14 protein-coding genes and 2 pseudogenes are annotated in these 19,656 nt (G+C 64.1%); 5 read left to right on the top strand and 11 right to left on the bottom strand.

Annotated elements, in window-relative coordinates:
• The coding region (locus tag ABSG20_RS19230) for a cisplatin damage response ATP-dependent DNA ligase (RefSeq protein ID WP_423866095.1) at nucleotides 1-1,586 on the top strand (1,586 nt) is incomplete at its 5' end.
• A 72-nt stretch (nucleotides 1,587-1,658) separates the two neighbouring features.
• Complete coding sequence (locus tag ABSG20_RS19225; RefSeq protein ID WP_423866094.1) at nucleotides 1,659-1,961, top strand: DUF6460 domain-containing protein; 303 nt, start codon at nucleotides 1,659-1,661, stop codon at nucleotides 1,959-1,961.
• 10 nt (nucleotides 1,962-1,971) lie between these two features.
• Here ABSG20_RS19225 and ABSG20_RS19220 read toward each other — a convergent pair whose 3' ends face one another.
• From ABSG20_RS19220 to ABSG20_RS19205, 4 genes are all read right to left on the bottom strand, one after another.
• The gene (locus ABSG20_RS19220; RefSeq protein ID WP_423866093.1) at nucleotides 1,972-3,066 is read right to left on the bottom strand and encodes a quinone-dependent dihydroorotate dehydrogenase; all 1,095 of its coding nucleotides are present in this window, start codon (nucleotides 3,064-3,066) and stop codon (nucleotides 1,972-1,974) included.
• Complete coding sequence (locus ABSG20_RS19215; protein ID WP_423866092.1) at nucleotides 3,063-3,407, bottom strand: DUF952 domain-containing protein; 345 nt, start codon at nucleotides 3,405-3,407, stop codon at nucleotides 3,063-3,065. Before ABSG20_RS19215 ends, ABSG20_RS19220 begins: the two co-directional genes overlap by 4 nt.
• A 256-nt stretch (nucleotides 3,408-3,663) precedes the next feature.
• Nucleotides 3,664-4,794 (bottom strand): Fic family protein, encoded by a 1,131-nt coding sequence (locus ABSG20_RS19210; RefSeq protein WP_423866091.1) that lies wholly within the window; start codon nucleotides 4,792-4,794, stop codon nucleotides 3,664-3,666.
• A 65-nt stretch (nucleotides 4,795-4,859) separates the two neighbouring features.
• Nucleotides 4,860-5,096 (bottom strand): hypothetical protein, encoded by a 237-nt coding sequence (locus tag ABSG20_RS19205; protein WP_423866096.1) that lies wholly within the window; start codon nucleotides 5,094-5,096, stop codon nucleotides 4,860-4,862.
• Between ABSG20_RS19205 and ABSG20_RS19200 the strand changes: the two are divergent.
• A pseudogene (locus ABSG20_RS19200) lies at nucleotides 5,047-5,343 on the top strand (carbonic anhydrase family protein); the annotation flags it as partial. The gene ABSG20_RS19205 and the pseudogene ABSG20_RS19200 overlap by 50 nt on opposite strands.
• Nucleotides 5,344-5,417: 74 nt before the next feature.
• On the opposite strand, the gene ABSG20_RS19195 reads toward ABSG20_RS19200, so the two are convergent.
• From ABSG20_RS19195 to ABSG20_RS19180, 4 genes are all read right to left on the bottom strand, one after another.
• Nucleotides 5,418-5,882 carry a hypothetical protein gene (locus ABSG20_RS19195; protein WP_423866090.1) on the bottom strand — a complete coding sequence of 155 codons (465 nt, stop codon included), beginning with the start codon at nucleotides 5,880-5,882 and terminating at the stop codon, nucleotides 5,418-5,420.
• Nucleotides 5,882-6,148, bottom strand: coding sequence for a hypothetical protein (locus tag ABSG20_RS19190; RefSeq protein ID WP_423866089.1), 267 nt, complete (start codon nucleotides 6,146-6,148; stop codon nucleotides 5,882-5,884). Before ABSG20_RS19190 ends, ABSG20_RS19195 begins: the two co-directional genes overlap by 1 nt.
• Nucleotides 6,149-6,525: 377 nt before the next feature.
• The gene (locus ABSG20_RS19185) at nucleotides 6,526-8,178 is read right to left on the bottom strand and encodes a lysine--tRNA ligase (protein ID WP_423866088.1); all 1,653 of its coding nucleotides are present in this window, start codon (nucleotides 8,176-8,178) and stop codon (nucleotides 6,526-6,528) included.
• Nucleotides 8,179-8,769: 591 nt separating this feature from the next.
• Nucleotides 8,770-12,423, bottom strand: coding sequence for an autotransporter domain-containing protein (locus tag ABSG20_RS19180; RefSeq protein ID WP_423866087.1), 3,654 nt, complete (start codon nucleotides 12,421-12,423; stop codon nucleotides 8,770-8,772).
• A 366-nt stretch (nucleotides 12,424-12,789) separates the two neighbouring features.
• Here ABSG20_RS19180 and ABSG20_RS19175 point away from each other — a divergent pair, with 366 nt between their 5' ends.
• Entirely contained in the window at nucleotides 12,790-16,623 is a 3,834-nt protein-coding gene (locus ABSG20_RS19175) for a tetratricopeptide repeat protein (RefSeq protein ID WP_423866086.1), read from the top strand.
• Here ABSG20_RS19175 and ABSG20_RS19170 read toward each other — a convergent pair.
• From ABSG20_RS19170 to ABSG20_RS19160, 3 genes are all read right to left on the bottom strand, one after another.
• Nucleotides 16,599-17,228, bottom strand: coding sequence for an invasion associated locus B family protein (locus tag ABSG20_RS19170; RefSeq protein WP_423866085.1), 630 nt, complete (start codon nucleotides 17,226-17,228; stop codon nucleotides 16,599-16,601). The two genes, ABSG20_RS19175 and ABSG20_RS19170, sit on opposite strands and share 25 nt — an antisense overlap.
• Nucleotides 17,229-17,544: 316 nt before the next feature.
• On the bottom strand, nucleotides 17,545-18,966 hold the full coding sequence (locus ABSG20_RS19165; RefSeq protein WP_423866084.1) for an ISNCY family transposase: 1,422 nt from the start codon (nucleotides 18,964-18,966) through the stop codon (nucleotides 17,545-17,547).
• 3 nt (nucleotides 18,967-18,969) lie between these two features.
• Nucleotides 18,970-19,320 carry a DUF6788 family protein gene (locus tag ABSG20_RS19160; protein ID WP_423866083.1) on the bottom strand — a complete coding sequence of 117 codons (351 nt, stop codon included), beginning with the start codon at nucleotides 19,318-19,320 and terminating at the stop codon, nucleotides 18,970-18,972.
• Between the two features lie 142 nt (nucleotides 19,321-19,462).
• Here ABSG20_RS19160 and ABSG20_RS19155 point away from each other — a divergent pair.
• Nucleotides 19,463-19,656 (top strand): annotated as a pseudogene (locus ABSG20_RS19155) (hypothetical protein); the annotation flags it as partial.

Raw genomic sequence — 19,656 nt, 5'->3', positions numbered from 1 at the left:
CGCTGATGTGGCCCAAATCTGCTCCCCTCCCCCCGCGAAGCGGTGGGGAGGGGTCGGGGGTGGGGGGGCGATCCCCGGGAACCCCAGCTTCGGCACTTGCCGTGCCGCCCCCCACCCCCGACCCCGGATCAAGTCCGGGGCAGGCTCCCTCCCCACCACGCGCTGCGCGCGCGGAGGGAGGGGAGGCCATGAGCGGCCACAACAGCCCACCGCCGCCCACCCTTACCGAAGTGGTCACCACGTTGCGCACGCTGGGCAAAACCGAGCTGCCGAAACGGCTCGCCCGCTGGCTTGACGAATTGGACGAGACCGGGCGATGGGCGCTTCTGAAGCTCGTCACCGGCGCGCTGCGGATCGGCATCTCGGCGCGACTGGCAAAAACCGCCGCGGCCGCGCTTGGCGACAAGGACCCGCACGATATCGAATTGCTGTGGCCGGGGCTTGCGCCACCCTATCTCGACCTGTTCGCCTGGCTGGAGGGCCGCGCCGAAAAGCCGGTCAATGTCGATCCCGTGCCGTTCCGCCCGGTGATGCTGGCGCATGCCATCGAGACTACAGACTTTGTCCATCTCGACGCCGCCGATTTCATCGCGGAATGGAAATGGGACGGCATTCGCGTGCAGGCGGTGAGCGGCCGCGACGCGCGCGGTCACATGCTGGCGCGGCTTTATTCGCGCAGCGGCGAAGACATCACCCAAAGCTTTCCCGATCTGCTGCCGTCGCTGCATTTGCAAGGCGCGATCGACGGCGAATTGCTGGTGGTCCGCGACGGCCGGGTGCAGAGCTTCAACGTGCTGCAGCAGCGCCTCAACCGCAAGCTCGTGTCGCCGAAACTGATGAAAGAATATCCGATCCATTTGCGCGCCTACGATCTGCTCGCCGAGGGCGAGCGCGATCTGCGCCCGCTGCCATTTGCCGAACGCCGCCAGCGGCTCGAGGCCTTCGTGGCAAAACTCGGCGATACGCGGGTCGACCTGTCGCCGGTGATCGCCTTTAACGGCTGGGAGGCGCTGACCTCGGCGCGGCGGGATCCCGCCGGTGCCGGCGCCGGCTGGGATGCCGAGGCGGTCGAGGGCGTGATGCTGAAGCGCCGCGAGGCGGCCTATCTGCCCGGCCGCCCGAAAGGGCCATGGTGGAAGTGGAAGCGCGACCCGCACATCATCGACGCCGTGCTGATGTATGCGCAGCGCGGCCACGGCAAGCGTTCGTCCTATTATTCAGACTACACGTTCGGGGTCTGGACCTCGGGCGAGCATGGTGGCGAAGAGCTGGTGCCGGTCGGCAAGGCCTATTTCGGATTTACCGACGAAGAGCTGCTGCAGATCGATCGCTACGTGCGCCGCAATACCGTCGAGAAATTTGGACCGGTCCGGCACGTGGTGCATGAGCCGGATCAGGGGCTGGTACTGGAGGTCGCCTTCGAGGGCCTGGCGCGCTCGCCGCGGCATAAGTCCGGCGTCGCGATGCGGTTTCCGCGTATCAGCCGGCTGCGCTGGGACAAGCCGCCACGTGAGGCCGACCGGCTGGAGACGCTGCAACGGATGCTGAAGAGCGACGCTTTCATCCAGGCGGCAAATGGCCATTGACGCCGACAGGCGGGTTCCCCACCTGAGCTGCAATGTACTACTGTATCGCCCTGATCCGCGCGGAGACCATCGATGCCCAACGACACCAGGGAATTGCCGGCAGCCCATGACGGCTTCACCCGTTTTCTTGGCGGCTCGCCGCTGGCGGTGGCCTTTCGGCTGATCCTGCTGTCGGTATTGGTCGGCGTGGTGCTGGCCGCGATTGGCTTCGATCCGTGGAACATCATCAACAGTATCCGACTGTTGTTTCAGCGGCTCTGGGACCTCGGCTTTGATGCCATCAACTGGCTATGGCGCTACTTCCTGCTTGGCGCCGTGATCGTGATACCGGTCTGGCTGTTGTCGCGGCTGCTCGCCGCGCCGCGCGGCCGATAGAGGTTCTCGCCTAGACCGGCCAGTCCTCCGCGGTGATCGTCGCGGCATCGGCGCCGACGATTTCCGACAGCGCGTCGCGCCCGGTGCGCAACAGCGTCGAAGCCAGATCGTTCTTGATATCGTCGACCAGGCCGAGACCCTTGTAGATCAGCGACGAATAAAGCTGGATCAGGCTGGCGCCGGCGCGGATTTTGGTCAGCGCGGCGCCGCCGCCGTCGATGCCGCCGACGCCGATCAGCGGGAACGCGCCCTCGGTCCGCACATAGGTCTCCGCCACCATCCGTGTCGACAGCCTAAACAGCGGCCTTCCCGACAGTCCGCCCTGCTCCTTGGTGCGGACCTGTTCGCGCAAGCTCGATGGCCGCGCCGTGGTGGTGTTGGCCACGATCATGCCGTCGACACGCCGCGAGCGGGCGATGTGAACGACGTCGTCAAGTTCGGACAGGCTGAGGTCAGGCGCGATCTTGAGCAGCACCGGCGAATCGCCGGCGTTCTGCCGCACCCGCTCGCGGGCGTCGATCACCCTGGCCAGGAGATTGTCGAGCGCTGCGGCCTGCTGCAGGTTGCGCAGACCGGGCGTATTCGGCGAGGAGACGTTGACCGTGAAATAGCTCGCCACCGGCGCGAAGGTCTCGATCATTTTGACGTAATCGGCCGGCCGGTCGGCGGAATCCTTGTTGGCGCCGACATTGACGCCGACAATGCCACCGAGATGAGCGCGCCCGGCCAGCCGCCGCAGCACCGCTACCGCGCCGTCATTGTTGAATCCCATGCGGTTGATCACGGCCTGATCGCGCTCCAGCCGGAACAGGCGCGGCCGCGGGTTGCCGATTTGCGGCTTCGGCGTCACGGTGCCGATTTCGACGAACCCAAAACCCAGCCGCAACAGGGCATCGGGCACCTCGGCGCTCTTGTCAAAACCCGCGGCCATGCCGATCGGATTGGGAAAATTCAGGCCGAACGCCCGCACCGCCAATTTGGCATCCTCCGGCCGCGGCCGCGCCGGCGGCAGCAGCCTCAATCCCTGGATCGCCAGACGGTGGGCGTCCTCGGGATCGAACCAGCGCAACAGCGGCAGCGAAAAGGCGTCGAAGGCGCGGATCACGGCTCAAGCTCCGGGATGTCGTGAGTCCCGTCCGGCCGCGCGGGCAGGTCGAACACGGCGGTGACGGCGCCAAGATCGAGTTCGCCGTAGAGATGCGGAAACTTCTCGCCGTTGCGCGAGGTCTCAAAGCGCAGGCTGAGCCCCAGCGCATCGCTATCGACCTCGATCAGCAACAGCCCGCTCTGGCCCAGGAAGTGCTTCTTGGCCGTCTCCACCACCTGCGATGCGGTAGAAAAATGGATAAAGCCGTCCTTGACATCGTCGGCGCTGCCGCGGAACACACCTTGCCGCTCGGCCTCCCGCCAGGCCGAAGCGGGTGAGATTTTGTAGATCCTGCGCACGTTGCTCCGGAGTCTGCCTGTCAATGAGCGGGCTTGGGATTTTCCGGAACTTTCCGGACCGCCTCCGACCGTATCGGCGCGACCTCAGCACTTCAAGGGTCGCATGCTGCCCATGGCCAGCCTTGGGCCTGACGGCGACAGCCGGCTTGGTTGCGGCCATCATTCCCGGCTCAAGCTCGCGCGTGAGGGGGAGAGCCGGCTCACGGGTTACGAAGCGTCGTCCACCTCTTTCCGGTCGAGCATCCGCTCCAAGGCATCAACGCACCTGCAGGGACTGCGGCCGGAAGCGATCGAATATCGCGAGCACTTCCTCGGCATGGAACAGGCGGTCCCTCTTGACGTCCTCCGGGACGGCAAGGAATCCGGCCCTCGTCATGGCCTGAGCGGCGGTGTTCGCGGCCGCGTAACTGACCCCGAGTTGCGCCTGCGCGTCGTTGACGGTGAAGACCGGTTTCGTGACCGCGTACCGGACCAGGCGATGGACGACGCTGTCCGACCTGAAGCTCGCAAAATGCGACTTCCACTCCGCCTCCAGCGCCTGGAGCTTGTCCATTCTCTCCAGGTTTGCCTGCGCCGTCGCCCTGACGAATGCCAGCATCTGGCGGGCGTAATTTGTCATCCTGCCGGTAATGCGGCCATCCTTCAGGGCTGCGAAGTACATCGCCTTTTCCTCGTGCACAGCTTCTCCGAAAAAGGTGCACGCCATCGTCGTCTGCCCTTTCAGCTTCATCACGATGGGAACCAGGAGCCGGCCGATGCGGCCGTTGCCGTCGGGCACGGGGTGGATGTGTTCAAACATCCAGTGCGACAGCAACTGGCGCAAAAGCTCTGATGTCCGCGGGTCGGCCGCCAGCGTGAATTCGCGCCAGTTGCGCAAGGCGTCGGCAAGCGACGAGGGGCTCGTGTAACCGAAGAAGCCTTCGGGGAATTCCGGATCCCCGACGAAATTCGCACGCGTCTTGAGCTTGCCTGCTCCTGCAGCGACCATCTTGTCCCGGGCGCGCTCAAACAGTCGCCGGTGTATCCGCAGGACGAGCCCCTCCAGGCCGTCGCCGGCGTCTTCCTGAAATGCGTCCGCAACGGCAGCTACGACGGCGGCGTCGTCCACATTGGGCGCAATCCGCAAGCTCGTTTCGTACTCCATCAGGTCGGTGAACGTGGTCGTCGAGCCCTCCGCGGCCGAGGAGTGCACGGCATCCAGGCCGGCGAAGAGGCGACCGACGGCGGCCTCACGATTCCAGGCCCCGAGCCGCCGGTCGAATTCGCGGACAGAGGCCATGGCCGGATCGAGCAGATCATGAACCTCATCGAGTGTCGGGAATGACGGGACGTCGGGCTTGAAGAGCTTTCGGCCCCGATCGTCGAATTCGTAGGTGCCCGAGCTCATAACAGCTTTACCCATTATTATTAGATATATTATTATCCTATAATAAGACATGCTGCTGTTATCAGCTATACCACGTTCTGGATTTCTTCGGCCGTGGACTCCGCCGGCAGCTGCGACAGCGCATCGCGCAGATCCTGCAGCGCGGCGCGCGCGACATCAGCCGGCTCGCGGAACATGAACAGCGGCAGCGACTCCGGCGAGGCATAGCGCAGCCATTCCTCGACCATGCCAGCGCGCCGTCGATCATCGACGGGCACAACAAATCCCGTCTTCAGCAAGATCATCTCGAGCATGCCGGACAAGGAAGGACCTGCCGTCAAAGCCGCCGCCGGCATCGATCCCAACTCCCTGCTTCCGGCAAAGCTCGGCTATTACCGCTATCCCGGCTCGTTGACGACGCCGCCCTGCTCGGAGATCGTCGAATGGCTGCTGCTGACCGACCCGGTCCAGGTGGCGGAGGCGGATGTCGCGGGTTTCGCCAAACTCTATCCCATGAACGCGCGGCCGGTGCAGAAGGACAATCGCCGCGACGTATTGGTGTCGAGCTGAGCGGCATAATCGCTCAGCTCGACCGCGCTGTAAGTTGTCCGACCCCGCACAGTGTTCTACGACGCGTCGATCGGTCAGAAAGACTTCGCTATCGTCGTCTTGGAAACTTCGGGACCCACGAAATCCACGAGTTCAGGGGTTTCCCTGATGATCGCGAACAGTAATTTTTCACAGGCGCTCGCCAGGTGCTCTGAATTGCCGCGCTTTCCATGATCCGGCTTCTCCAGGTCTGGGAAGTAGTCGACGGTCAGGGGAAGCGCAGCGATACGCTTGACGTTGATTCGGAAGCCGGACGTTTGCCCGTACTCGCGTGCACGCTCGTCCGGAATGTCAATCTCGCCGTGAGCTTTGGGGCGGTCGGCGGGTTTTTTGGTTGTGGTGTAGACGGCCAGGAGGACGTACGAACCGTTGGCGTGTGAAGCGGAACGCAGGCACAGGGCAATGTGCCTCTGCCCGGACGGCTCCGTCGGATGCTCAGACGAGGGGAAATGGGTCCAAACAAAGTCGCCGCGATCGAGAATTGGCCGGCCGTCGACCATTAGCGCATCGCGGCGCCGAACAGGCGGCCATACATATCCTTGGCTTCTTCGAACTGCTCCTCGCTCTCGCCGAGAGCCCGGTTCAGTTCGTACTGAAGAATGTCCGCGGGAGCAAAGACTTCGAGGTCGCCGATCCGGACAGGAATCCGGAGCTTCTCCCGGAGCACGGCAGCGATATACCGGCCGGTGTCAACATTCAGGACGCTGGCCTGCTGCGCCAGCGGACCTTCTACGTCGGCGGGGATTTCAACGAGAATGGCACTCATGGGATCTTATCGGATCGCAATTCCATCCGCCTGATATAGGCGACGTTCATCAACTTGCGACCTTCGATTTTAGCACCCCGAAGAGTTGGTTCCAATAGCCATTATCAGGGAGGCCGTTAACCGTGACTTCGCCGGGCGGCGGCGATCGACGGACTTGCAACCGCTAGCCCTGTGATTTTGAAGTTTGAAATAGGGATTTTCAAACCGTCATTGCGAGCCACGGGCTCGGCGCAAGGCGCCGTCCGGTGAGCGAAGTTTCCACCGCCGCGTACGCCGCGCTATGGATTGCTTCGTCGCAAGGGCTCCTCGCAATGACGGTGGAAGATCCTCAGGCACCCCATGACCCCATTTGCGGGCGAACATCTTCGTCCTGCGGGCTAAGGGCGGGTTGCACGCGCAAGTGCGCCGTCGATCATGGCTACCGAATTCGCCAAGCCATAGACCGCGACAAACGAACCGAAACGCGGGCCTTTTTCCTGGCCGAGCAGCACCTGGTAGAGCATGTTGAACCAGTCGAGCGAGACGCCTGGACGGCCATCCTTGCCCTTTTTCACCGCATCGAGGAACGGCTCGCGACGGCCGATTTCGTAGACCACGTTCTGGATTTCCTCGGCCGTGGACTCCGCCGGCAGCTGCGACAGCGCATCGCGCAGATCCTGCAGCGCGGCGCGCTCGACATCGCTCGGCTCGCGGAACCTTTTGGTCGGCGCCACGAAGTCGCGGTAGTAGTTGATGGCATAGCCGACCATGGCATCGAGCTTGGGATGGGTCTGCGGCGTGACGCCGCGACGATAGCGGGCGATGAAACCCCACAGCGTCGCGGCGTTCTCCGCGTTCGACGACGACACCAGCGTCAGCAGCAGCTGGAAGGTCACGGGCATGTCGGCTTGGGGAGGATGACCGGCGTGGATGTGCCAGACCGGATTGGCGAGCTGCTGCCGGGCATCCTGCCGCGGAAAACCTTCGAGGAACTGCTGGTAGTCGTCGACATTACGCGGAATCACGTCGAAATAGAGCCGCTTGGCCGACTTCGGCTCGCGATACATGAACAGCGACAGCGATTCCGGCGAGGCATAGCGCAGCCATTCGTCGATGGTGATCCCGTTGCCCTTCGATTTTGATATTTTCTGGCCCTTGTCGTCGAGGAAGAGTTCGTAGTTGAAACCTTCCGGAGGCAGGCCGCCGAGCGCCGCGCAGATCTTGCCGGATAGTTTTACCGAATCGATCAGGTCCTTGCCGGCCATCTCATAATCGACGCCGAGCGCGACCCAGCGCATCGCCCAGTCCGGCTTCCATTGCAGCTTGCAATGGCCGCCGGTGACCGGCACCGTTACCCGCTCGCCGGCAGTCGATCCCGGGTCGATGTAGGTAACGGTACCTGCTTTCGCGTCGTGGTCCACTATCGGCACCTGCAGCACGACGCCGGTGCGCGGGCAGATCGGCAAAAACGGCGAATAGGTCGCCGCGCGCCCTTCGCGCAAGGACGGCAGCATGATCGCCATCACCTCGTCGATGCGCTCCAGCATCAATAGCAGCGTCGCGTCGAATTTCCCCGAGGTGTAATAATCGGTCGAGCTGGCGAATTCGTAGTCAAATCCAAAAGTGTCGAGAAAAGCGCGCAGCCGCGCATTGTTGTGCGCGCCAAATGACGGATATTCATTGGAGAACGGGTCGGGAATCCGCGACAGCGGCTTGCCGAGATGCTGCGCCAGCATCTCCTTGTTCGGCACGTTGTCCGGCACCTTGCGCAGGCCGTCCATGTCGTCGGAAAAGGCAATCAGCCGTGTCTTGATCTTGTCCTCGGTGAGCACGCGAAAGGCATGCCGCACCATGGTGGTGCGCGCGACCTCGCCGAAGGTGCCGATATGCGGCAGGCCCGACGGGCCGTAGCCGGTCTCGAACAGCACCTCGTCCTTCGGCTTTTTCCTCACGCGCGCGACGATTTGCTTGGCCTGCTCGAACGGCCAGGCATTGGACTGTTCGGCGAGCATGCGCAGATCGCGCGGATTGTGAGGATCGAGGGTAGACATTTCTAGCGGGCCTCCGGGGCCGCGCAAACTAGCGTTTTCGCGTCAAAATGCAAAATGGTGTACGGAAATTGTAGGGCGGGCAAATCAAAGGCGCCCTTCGCGCCGTGCCCACCATTGCCCGCCGGCGGGCACGCCCATCGCTTCGCGCAAAACCGTCATCGCCCGGCTTGACCGGGCTTGACGGGCGACCTAGCTAGTATTCCAGCGCTGCCGGTGATTGATCGAGAGGCCGCGGCGTACTGGATCCCCCGCTTTCGCGGAGGATGACGACCGTAGCCACAGGCACGCTGTCATCGCCCGGCTTGAGTATTCCAGCGCTGCCGGTGATTGATCGAGAGGCCGCGGCGTAGTGGATCACCCGCTTTCGCGGAGGATGACGACCGTAGCCACAGGCAGGCTGTCATCGCCCGGCTTGACCGGGCGACCCAGTATTCCAGAGCTTGAGCATTGTAACCTCGCCGCCGCGGCGTACAGGTCAAGCCGTTGATGACGGTGGGCATGCCATCAGCTCGCGCATGTGCGCGATCCGACGGCTTTGCCCACCCTACCAAATCGCACAGTCCGCCGGCGCTTCGGAGCCGCGATGCGGCTTTAGAAATTCCATGTGAAGTTTCCCTTCACCGAGTGATCCTGCAGGCGGCCTGCGAGCTCACCGGAATAGGACAGGCCGAGCTTGGCGTGCGGGTTGACGCGCAGGTCGAGCGCCGTCTCGACCAGGGCGGCATCGCGGGCGAGCGGCACGCCTGAGATCGCAAAGCCGGCAGCCGTGTTCTGGAACGCGAGCGCCGCTGCGGGCGCGATGCCATCGAAGGCGTGCTGCCAGGCGGCAGAGAAGCGCGGGATCAGCGCCATGCCGTTGGACAAGAGGTAGCTCGTCGCCACCCGGCCACCGAGCGTCGAATAGCCGACATCGTCGGTGTTGCCGGCGCCGTTGAGCGCCGCGGCGCCACCGGTCTCGGCAAAGCTGCCGGTTTGCAGATGCACCCAGGCCAGTCCCGCGAACGGCTCGGCGGCGAACCGGCCGAGCGCGACGCCGTAACCGACCTCGCCGAACACCTGCCCGGTGCCCCCATCGTACCGTGCCCTTGCACTGTCGAAGAAGCCGGGAAAGACGATGTTGCGCGAGGTGTCGATGCTGTGGAAGCCGTAAGCCGCGCCGCCGCGCAGATTGAGGGCGCCGAAACTAGCGCCGGCATAGCCGCCGAGATGGGCGGTGTCGATGCCGGCCGAGCTTGAGCGCGCATCGACGCTGACGGAGGAGTTGGTGTAGCCGCCGACCAGCCCGATCCGCGCGAACTCGCCGAAGCGGGCATCAAAACCGCTGAAGAAGCCGGCGAGATTGCGCTGCGCCTCGGCGGCGTTGCCGTCGCCCCCGATATGGCCCCAGGCGCCGACGCCTTGCGACCAGAACGTCACGTCGGATCCAAACGCCGGCACACCCGCGGGCAGGGCCTTGACCGGAAAGCCCGGCGCCGGCGCATAGCCCAGCGCGTTGTTCTCGCCTGGTCCGGCAGCCGTGACCGGGCCGTCGAAGCCGAGCGCTCCCATGACGTCGGGCGCATGGGCATAGCCGGCCTGGCGCAGCCGGCCGAGGATGGCCTGGCGCACATAGAGCGAGTCGTCGATCAGTACGCTCTGCACGCTGCCATGGATCTCGCCCGACAGCGCATCGAAGGCCTGCCGCGCCCCCGCCGCGGTCTGGAACAGCACCGGCTCAACGATCGCGCTGCCGAGCGGGCTGGCATCGAGCGCGGCACCGACGGCGCGCTGGTTGAAGGTCTGGGCCTGGTTCTGGAAGAAGGTCGGATTGCGGTTCAGCGTCAGGTAGGCGTTGTCGGCGTCGTAGCTCAAAACCGGTATGAGGAAGGCAAAATCGCTGACTGCGTTCGTGAACGTGCCGTTGACCCCGCCATTCGCCGTCAGGATGGTGTATTTGAAGCTCGGCGGATAAACACCCGGCTGCTCCATCACCTCGACGGTGCCGCCGGCGATCGTCGCCGTCCCGGTCGCCACTGTCTTGGAATTCTGGCCGCCTGCCGTGACCGCGATCTGATAGAAGGAGCCGGCCGCGAGGCTCAGATTCCCCGTGACGTTCAGCGTGCCGATCGAGCCGCCCGGCGCCAGCGTCGCCCCTGACGGAATAGCAATGTTGCTCGCGACCGTGCCGTGGCCCGCGAGCGTGCCGCCCGTTCCGATGGTGAGGCCGTTGGTCGCGGTCAGCAGGGCGCCCGGGTGCGCGAGGTCGCCGACCTCGAGGATGCCGCCATTGACCGCCACATTGGTCGCGCTGTTGGTGCCGTCCAGGATCACCAGGCCGGAATTGACGTTGATCCGGTTGACCCCGGAGATCGAGAACGCGCTGCCATAGGTAAAGGTGCCGGAGCCGAGCGCGAAGTTGACTTGATTGCCCGCGGCCCTGCCGGCGTTATTGCCGACGATGTTGCCGTTGATGGTGCCGCCGCTGACGTTGACTACGTCGGCGAACGGCGACAGCTTGATGGCGCCGGTGATGGTGCCGGCCGCCTCGTTGATCGTCATCGCATTGGGCGCGGCGCTGACGTCGATTGCCGCCGTGGTCCCGGTGATGTTGCCGCTGTTGGCGATCGCGCCGGCGAACGCCGTGCCGCCACTGACAACGATGCCGACGCTGCCGGTGATGGCGCCACTGTTGCTGATGCCGTTGGAAAACGAGGTGACGCCAAGGACGTCGATGCCGATCCCACTTGCATGGATGGCGCCCGAATTGGTGATGCCGCCCGTGAACGTGGCAACCGACGCAATGGCGCCCAAGGCGGTGACGAGGCCGATCTGGATGCCGGCGCCCCCGCCGGACGAGATCGTGCCGGCATTGCTGATGCCGCCCCCGAATGTTGAGGCGGCGACGACCAGGATGCCGACGTTGCCGCTGATGGTGCCCGAATTGGTGATGCCGCCCGTGAAAGACGTCACCGGAACAATGATGTTGGTGCTGGTCTTGCCGATCTGGATGCCCGCGCCGGCAGCCGAGATCGTACCCGAGTTGCTGATGCCTCCCGAGAAAGTCTGGCCGCCGACGACCACGATGCCGGTATGAGCGTTTATGGTGCCCGAATTGGTGATGCCCCCCGCGAAGGTCGTGGCCGCAATCTGGGAGCCCGTAGCGGTGATGCCGACCCTGACGCCAGCACCGAATTCAGCCGAGATTGTGCCAGCATTTCTGATGCCGCCCGAAAAGATGGAAACGTCCGCGACCACGATAGCGGCGACGCTGCTGCCGCTGCCGGTGAACGAGATGTGGCCAGTGTTGGTGATGCCGCCGCCGAAGCTGCTCACCGTCTTGACGACGATCGCGCCGCTTGAGCCGGCGCCCGATAGCGTGCCGCTGTTGGTGATGCCGCCGCCAAAGTTGCGCACGGTGACAACGGAGATCCCCGCTAGGGACGACGAGATCGTGCCGCTGTTGGTGATGCCGCCGCTAAACGTCGATACGGTGTTGACATCGATACCGGTTTTAGAGGGCGTGATCGTGCCGCTGTTGATGATGCCGCCGGTGAAGGCCGACACAGTTGAGACCTGGATGCCCATCGATTCTGACGCGATGTGGCCGCTGTTGGTAATGCCGCCGCTAAAGGTCGACACAGTTAAGACCTGGATGCCCATCGATTCTGACGCGATGTGGCCGCTGTTGGTAATGCCGCCGCTAAAGGTCGATACGGTGAAGACCTCAATACCGATCGCAGTGGCGGCCGAGATCGTGCCGCTATTGGTGATGCCGCCGGTGAAGGCCGACACAGTGAAGACCTCGATGGCAGTGATGGATGCTGACACCAGGTGGCCGCTGTTGGCGATACCTCCGCCGAAGCTCGGCGATGTATCGACCAAAATGTCAACCGCTGAGGACATTATGCTGCCGCTGTTGCTGATGCCGCCGGTGACGATGGCCCCGTGGACCCAGACGCCGTTGGCGGCCGCACTGCCGTTCAGCACTGAGATCGTGCCGCTGTTGATGATGGCACCGTTGAGAGTCCCGCCATTGAGCATAATGCCAAAAGAACCGCCGGGACTAATCGTTCCGGCATTCACCACATTGCCGGTGATGATCGCATTGCTGGCGCTGGCGCAAGGGATCGTGGTGTTGATCGGGTTGGTGAGGCCGCTGTTGCCGATAGTGCTGCAGGCATAGGCCGGGCCTGCGTCGGCCGCGATCATCGCGACCACCGAACTGGTGGCGAGCAGCGCACCGACGATTGATCTCGATCTGTCCATTCGGCCGGCCCACGTCGTCTGCCAGCAATATTGCTGTGCTGCCCGCGCAAGCGGGCGAATCGCTGGGTCGCGCACACGCGCGCGTGATGATCCAGCGAGCAGCGACCATGCGCCCTGATCCACAATCAGGGGTGGTACTTAATTACTGGCGAAGCTCCGCCTCTCGCATAAAAAGGCGCTGTTGCTGGATTGCAACTGATATGCACGATTAGCTACAGTTGCAAAATATGCATTATTGCGTGCATAGTCATATCAACTCTCCAAACGGCGGTGCGCCGTTGGCTATCCGCATGCTATTTGTGCGTGTATGGGATGGAGGCGGGTGAGCGCATGCACGACCGAAACGTTGTCAGGAGCCGTCAACCGATGCCGATTGCGGACCTGCTGGTTCGCGCCGAGCAGCACCGCGTCGCCGGGCGTCTCGCCGAGGCGGCGGCAACCTGCCGGAGCATCCTGCAGGCGCAGCCCGGGGAGCCCAACGCCACGCATCTCTTCGGGCTGATCGCGCATCAGTCGGGCCAGCCCGGCGAGGCGATCGAGCATTTGCGCCGCGCCGTCAAGCTCGCCCCGGACGAAGCCCTCTATCACGCCAATCTCGGCGAGATGTGCCGGCTCGGCGGCCGCATCGACGAGGCGGTCAAGCATGGCCGCCGCGCGGTCAAGCTCAAGCCGGATCATCCGGAGGCGCTGAGCAATCTCGGCGCCGCGCTCTATGAGCGCAAGGCCTACATGGAGGCCGCCGACTGCCATCGCCGCGCCATCAAGCTCAGCCCCGGCTTCGCGCAGGCGCATAGCAATCTCGGCAACGCGCTATATGCCATGAAGCGCTTTGACGAGTCGGTCGATGCATACCGTCAGGCCATCGCCATCGAGCCCGGCTTCGCCGATGCCTGGAGCAATCTCGGCACCTCGCTGCATCATAGCGGACAGTTCGAGGACGGCCTGGCGGCGCTGCGCCATGCCGTCGCGCTGGCGCCTGGTCACGCCAACGCGCATTCGGGTCTCGGCATCCTGCTCCTGATGCGCGGCGATTTCGCCGAAGGCCTGGACGAATATGAGTGGCGGCTGCGTTCGAGCGAACGCAAGGGCCGGCGCTTTCCGGAACATCCGTGGCACGGCGAAAGCCTCGCCGGGCGCCACATCTATGTCGAGGCCGAGCAGGGATTCGGCGACACGCTGCAGTTTGCGCGTTATTTGCCGCTGCTCGTCGCGCGCGGCGCCGCGGTGAGCGTGCGGGTGCACCAGCAATTGGCGACGCTGATGCGCGAAAGCCTGCCCGGCATCGAAATCCTGGGCGATCGGGGCGAACCGTCGCGCGGGGTCGACTGCGACTGCGCCCTCTTGAGCCTGCCGCGGCTGCTGCGTACCCGGCTTGAGACCATCCCGGCTGCCGTCCCGTATCTGCGCGCGCCGCACGAGGCGACAATGCGCTGGCGCCAGCAACTTGCCGCCATGCGCGGACTGAAAGCCGGCCTGGTCTGGGCCGGCAATCCCGATCACGCCAACGACCTGCGCCGCTCGCTCGACCTGACAGCGCTGGCACCATTGCTGGCGACGCCTGAGGTCTCCTTCGCAAGCCTTCAGGCCGGACCGCGCGCCGCCGATCTCAGGAAATCGCGGGCGGCCGCTGACATCATGGATCTATCGGCTGGGCTGACCGATTTTGCCGAGAGCGCGGCGGCGATCGAACATCTCGATCTCGTCATCACCGTCGATACCTCGGTGGCGCATCTTGCCGGCGGGCTCGGCAAACCGACCTGGCTGCTGCTGCCCTGGGTCACCGACTGGCGCTGGCTGCTCGGCCGCGAGGACAGCCCGTGGTATCCGACCATGCGATTGTTCCGGCAGCGGCGCGACCAGGCGTGGAGCGAAATCATCGCCCGGGTCGCAGCCGAGCTTGCCGCGACCGCGGCCGGCGAGGACGCGCGGCTTTCGCCGTTCAGGCGCGAAGGCGAGCGAAGGGCCGCGCACGCCGCCGAGATCATCGCCATCGAGGCGTTGCGCGCCGCGTCATTGCCGCAAGCGACGGCAACCGGCTATGCGTCGGCCGCAGCCGGGATCGACGCAGGGCCGGCGGAGGACGGGCGGCGAGCGCCGGGTCAGGCATTGTCGGCCGCGCAGGCGCTGATGCTGGCGGAGCAGCAGCGGCGCGCCGGCTATGTCGGCCGCGCCGAGGAAGCGTGCCGTAGCGCGCTCGCGGCCGAGCCCGACAATGCCGAGGCCGTGCACCTGCTCGGCATTGTCGCGCATCAGTCGGGCAAGCTAGGCGAGGCCATCGAGCATGTCGGCCGCGCCGCCAGGCTCGCGCCGGACGTGCCGCTCTATCTCGCCAATCTCGGCGAAATGTGCCGGCTCGCCGGGCGCATCGACGAGGCGGTCACCCATGGCCGCCGCGCCGTCGCGCTCAAGCCCGACTATCCGGAGGCGCTGAGCAATCTCGGCATCGCCTGTTATGATCAAGGGCAGTACGAAGAGGCGATCGTCTGCTACGACCGCGCGCTGGCGCTGCGGCCGGATTATGTCGAAGCGCACAGCAATCGCGGCAACGCGCTGCGGGCGCTCAAACGCCTGGCCGAGGCGGAGGCGGCCTATCGCCGGGCGCTCGAACTCAGACCGCGCTTCGCGGCCGGCTGGAATAATCTCGGCACCACGCTTCGCGATCTCAAGCGGCCCGAGGAGGCCGAGCGCGCCTACCGCACGGCATTGGCGGAGCTGCCCAACGATCCGGAGACGCTCGACAATTTGGCGCTGGCGCTCAAGGACCTCGATCGCCTCGACGAGGCGGCTGAGTTGCTGCGGCGCGCTTTGTCAATCGAGGCGCGCAGCGAAAAGATCCACGTCCACTATGCCAGCGTGCTGCTCGACCACAAGCAGGTCGACGAAGCGGCTGCGGCGGCGGAACGCGCCGTGGCGCTCAATCCCGGCAGCCATGATGCCATCAATCTCCTGGGTCGTGTCGCCTTCGAGCGCGGCGCGCTCGAAGGCGCGCTCACGCATTACCGCCGCGCGCTGCAGCTCAAGCCCGACCTCGCCGACGCCCACAACAACATGGGCAATGTGCTGAAGGAGCTCGGCCATCTCGCCGACGCCCGCACGGCCTTCCTCAGAGCGGTCGAGCTCGATCCGACCCTGAGCGGCGTCTACGTCAATCTGGCGGATTCGACGACGTTTTTGGCCGACGATCCGCATCTTGCCGCCATGCAGGCGCTGGCAGCGCAGCCGGATGGCCTCAGCGCCGCCGACCGTATGCACCTTGATTTTGCGCTGGCCAAGGCCTTCGCCGATCTCAGGGAGTACCGGCGATCCTTCGAGCATCTCGTTCGCGGCAATGCCGGCAAGCGGGCGACGATCAATTACGACGAGGCTGCCGCGATGGCGCTGTTCGATCGCATCGAGGCGACCTTCACCTCCGAACTGATCGCGGCAAAATCAAGATCAGGGGACCCTTCCGACGTGCCGATCTTCGTGCTCGGCATGCCGCGCTCGGGGACGACGCTGGTCGAGCAGATCCTGGCGAGTCACGCCCGGGTGCACGGTGCCGGCGAGTTGAAGACCTTCAACGAGGTGGTGGACACGGTGCGTGGTCCCGACGGCGCGGTACTGCCATTTCCGGAGTTCGTCGGGGCGCTCGATGCGGCGCCGATCCGGACTATCGGCGCCCGCTATCTGGCGCAGATCCGAAAGCTTGCGCCCTTTTCGCCTCACATCACCGACAAGATGCCGTCGAATTATTATTTCGCTGGTCTCATTCACCTTGCTTTGCCGAATGCGCGCATCATCCATACCGTGCGGGATCCGGTCGACACCTGCATCTCGTGCTTCTCGAAGCTGTTCACCGCCGAGCAGAATCACACCTACGATCTCGCCGAACTCGGCCGCTACTATCGCCGCTACCAGCAACTGATGGCGCATTGGCACCGGGTGCTGCCGGCGGGCCGCATTCTCGATGTGCGCTACGAGGACGTTGTCGCCGACCTCGAAGGCGAGGCGCGGCGCATCATTGCCCATTGCGGCCTCGAATGGGACCCGAGTTGCCTGGCCTTTCACGCCACCGAGCGGCCGGTGCGCACCGCGAGCGCCACCCAGGTGCGCAAGCCGATCTATCGCAGCGCGATCGGCCGCTGGCGCGTCTACGAGGAGTTTCTGGGTCCGCTGCTGGCGGAGCTGCCGCAAGGTCACTGCTTCAGCAGCGCCTCATAGGCCTGGCCGAAGCCCTTGAACGACAAAGGGATGATCACCTCGCGCTCGGCCGCGTCCTTGAACGTCATCTTGCCGGCATCGCTTGACGCGCGGAAGCGCTTGAGAATGTCCTCGCGCAGCTCGGCTTCGGCGAAGCAGCCGGCAGGAACGCAGCGCCGGAACGGCACCAGCAGGCCGGGGTCCTTGTCGTCGGTCTGAACCTTGACGCCGACGGCGAAGGAGACGTTGACCGGCAACTGAATCAGAAGCTTGGCCGCCTCGGCATTGGCCGGCCGGCCAATCGCGACACGCGAAATCGGGTTGGGCTGACCCGAGACCTGAGCGAGTTGCGCGATCTCGCAGCTCTTCTGCAGCGGCGGCCCCGGTTGAATGTCGCAGAGCAGGACCCATGCCTCATAGGTCGCGGTGGTGCGTTGTGGAGTTTGCGCCGCGGGCGCCGCCCCCACCGTCTGCGGGACATGCTGGGTCATTGCCGGCGCCTGCGGCGTCATGGCGGGGCGCGGCGGCGAAACCGCCTGCTGGGCCGCCGCGCCGCCGAGGCCATAGCCGAGCGCGATCACGGCAGCGAGCACGGAAGTGCGGAAATGTTGCAGTGGCCGAGGCATATCGGTTGTCCCATCAATGCCGGCCGGCAGCGGAGCGACTCAGCCGCCCCCGCGCGGGCCCACAACTCAACCATAAGTCGGGCTGCTGGCAAGATCGATAGCGCTAGCTAGTTTCTGTCGCGAAACACTGTATTTTTGTTGGGACATGCGAGTTCCCCAATAAATACTGGGCAAACTGGCGGCGGATACCGGCATTCGCCGGGTTTTCTGACGCGATTTTCGTCGCGATTTCGCAAAGCGTCCGTTTGACGGCGCGGTGGTCGCCAAGGAAGTATAGCGGAAACTTTCCGCCACACGCGAAGGACTTGAGAGATATTCAGGCGGCTTTTCGTCTGCGCGATGATGGCTCCGCCAATAAGGCTGCAATCTTCATGAGGTTGTTGGCGAGCACGGCCGCCGCGACCCACAGCTCGAAGCGCTCGCGACCTTCGGCGAGACAACGTTTCATGCCGCGACCGCGGAACAACACCGAGATGCGCCCCTCGATGCCGGCGCGAAAGCGCTGGCCGTCCTTGAACTCCCGGCTCTTCTCATAAGCTTCGCGCTCCTGGGTTTTGGTGCCGCCCCGCTGTGGGATGCACACCACCTTGACGCCTTGCTGCTCGCACGACGTCACATTGCCTTCGCTGAAGAAGCCGCGATCCGAACTATACAATTCGGGGACGTCGCCGAAGGTCTGCTTGTGGCGTTCCAGCGATATCACCACATGCTGTTCGTCGACAGGATTGCCGTGCAACACTTCATACTGCGTGATCAGGCCGCGCGCGCTTTCGGCGAGGAAGACCTTGTGGCCGAACTCAACCGGCGTCTGCAGCTTGCCGCGTTTGATCAGGTCGGTATGGGGCTCGAAGATCGAATAGATCTTCTCGGCAGTTGGAACTTGCTCGCCGTTGAGCACACGGCGGCGCGCCTGATCAATCACACGGTCGCCCAGACCGCAGAAGTGCTCGATCTCCTTGCGCAGCTCCGCGATAGCCAGCTGGCTGATGGGATCTCTGCGGCCCGCTTTTCCGGTCCGCCGGAGTGCGGCTCGTGCGCTTTCGATGACCTCCTCGGCAATGCCGATCAGTTCGCGATATGTCGCGGTCTGCTGATCCTGACGCTGCCTTGCGGTCATCCGTTGAAGCTCTTGCATCCGGCGCCGCGCCGATCGCGTCCGATCTCGGAAACCCTTGATACGCCGGCGTCCCAGCGCCGCGGCGAGCTGACCGATCAGGCGCGTGACGACGCGAACGACATCCCACAACAACGTGCTGTCGGTCGGATAATGAATGTCGGTCTGCACCACCGTGGTGTCGACGCGCAGCTTCTCACCGTCCTCCAGTCCGAGGTCGACCGCCGCCTGCACCACCAGATCATTGATCGCCTTGAGCGTCTCGGGCGTCAGCCGAGTGAACCCGCGGTGGAATGCATCGTGTCCCGGCACCGGCTGGCAATAAAAGTCTGTGAACTGGCGCAGGGTAAAGCCATCGGCAATCCGCTCACTCAATTCGCGATAGTTCCAGTTCTTGATCCGCATCAGAACCAGCGAGCGCAGCACCTGCTGCGGCGTCAAGCCGTGGCGCCCGGTCTCGGCGTTCTTCAAACCGCGCGTCAGATCGCAGCGGACCTCCTCGATGAGGCCCTTCTGGTCGTCAAGAAAATCAGAAATGGCCTGCAGCAACGGCTCAAGCCGCAGACCCTGACGCGTCAGCTCCCAATCGGCAAAACTGACCTGTTGCTCCGCTGTCCTCGACACCGCTCAGCCCCCGTCGCTCTTCTTCGTTGCGGCGCGCACTCGCTTCAGCGCCTTGATGTATCGCGGTGCCGCTTGGTGCAGCAGATCCTGTAGCGCGCGCCCATTGTCTAGGCTGCGCTGAACTTCCGGCACAAGCTCTTCCGGAACGTAGACGGCAACACGACGCCCGTTGGCGCGACCATAAAGCACATAACTTTGATGCTGCTCGCCAGACCGGCATGCCGGACAGTTCTTCCGAATACAACGGCTCCGCCGCAGGCTCAGTGAACCAAGCAACGCTGGCCAAAGATCAGTCGATGCACCTTGCAGCCAGTGCGCGACATCAGAGGGAGATTCCGAATCAACATGCTTCATGCCGATAATGTGATATTATGCACACGTACATGTCAAGCAAAATAACGCGAATAAAAACGCAAGAAACATGCTATTTGCAGCACTAAAATGCGTTTCGCGACAGAAACTAGCTACGTTTGCGCGCTTCGGCCGCGAGCAACGCATGTCGTTGCGCGATCCGAAATTCGCCGAAGCGTTTACGGGCATTGCCAAGGAAAGGCTGGCCGAGGCCTTGGGCAATGACATTCTTCTTCATGGCCAGCGCACCGAGAATATGTTCGAGGCGCTGGTCGTCAGCCTTGGCCACTACAAGCTGCTAAAACGCGAAGACATCGGAACCGTCCACCCGGAGGGCGT

The organism is Bradyrhizobium sp. (genome assembly GCF_049512235.1).
Taxonomy (GTDB): domain Bacteria; phylum Pseudomonadota; class Alphaproteobacteria; order Rhizobiales; family Xanthobacteraceae; genus Bradyrhizobium.
This window is presented reverse-complemented; position numbering and strand designations above follow the sequence as displayed.

Coding starts and splice junctions, on each gene's coding strand:
- ABSG20_RS19225 (WP_423866094.1), top strand. CDS start 1,659: ATGCCCAACGACACCAGGGAATTGCCGGCAGCCCATGACGGCTTCACC.
- ABSG20_RS19210 (WP_423866091.1), bottom strand. CDS start 4,794: ATGAGCTCGGGCACCTACGAATTCGACGATCGGGGCCGAAAGCTCTTC.
- ABSG20_RS19195 (WP_423866090.1), bottom strand. CDS start 5,882: ATGGTCGACGGCCGGCCAATTCTCGATCGCGGCGACTTTGTTTGGACC.
- ABSG20_RS19190 (WP_423866089.1), bottom strand. CDS start 6,148: ATGAGTGCCATTCTCGTTGAAATCCCCGCCGACGTAGAAGGTCCGCTG.
- ABSG20_RS19185 (WP_423866088.1), bottom strand. CDS start 8,178: ATGTCTACCCTCGATCCTCACAATCCGCGCGATCTGCGCATGCTCGCC.
- ABSG20_RS19180 (WP_423866087.1), bottom strand. CDS start 12,423: ATGGACAGATCGAGATCAATCGTCGGTGCGCTGCTCGCCACCAGTTCG.
- ABSG20_RS19175 (WP_423866086.1), top strand. CDS start 12,790: ATGCCGATTGCGGACCTGCTGGTTCGCGCCGAGCAGCACCGCGTCGCC.
- ABSG20_RS19170 (WP_423866085.1), bottom strand. CDS start 17,228: ATGCCTCGGCCACTGCAACATTTCCGCACTTCCGTGCTCGCTGCCGTG.
- ABSG20_RS19160 (WP_423866083.1), bottom strand. CDS start 19,320: ATGAAGCATGTTGATTCGGAATCTCCCTCTGATGTCGCGCACTGGCTG.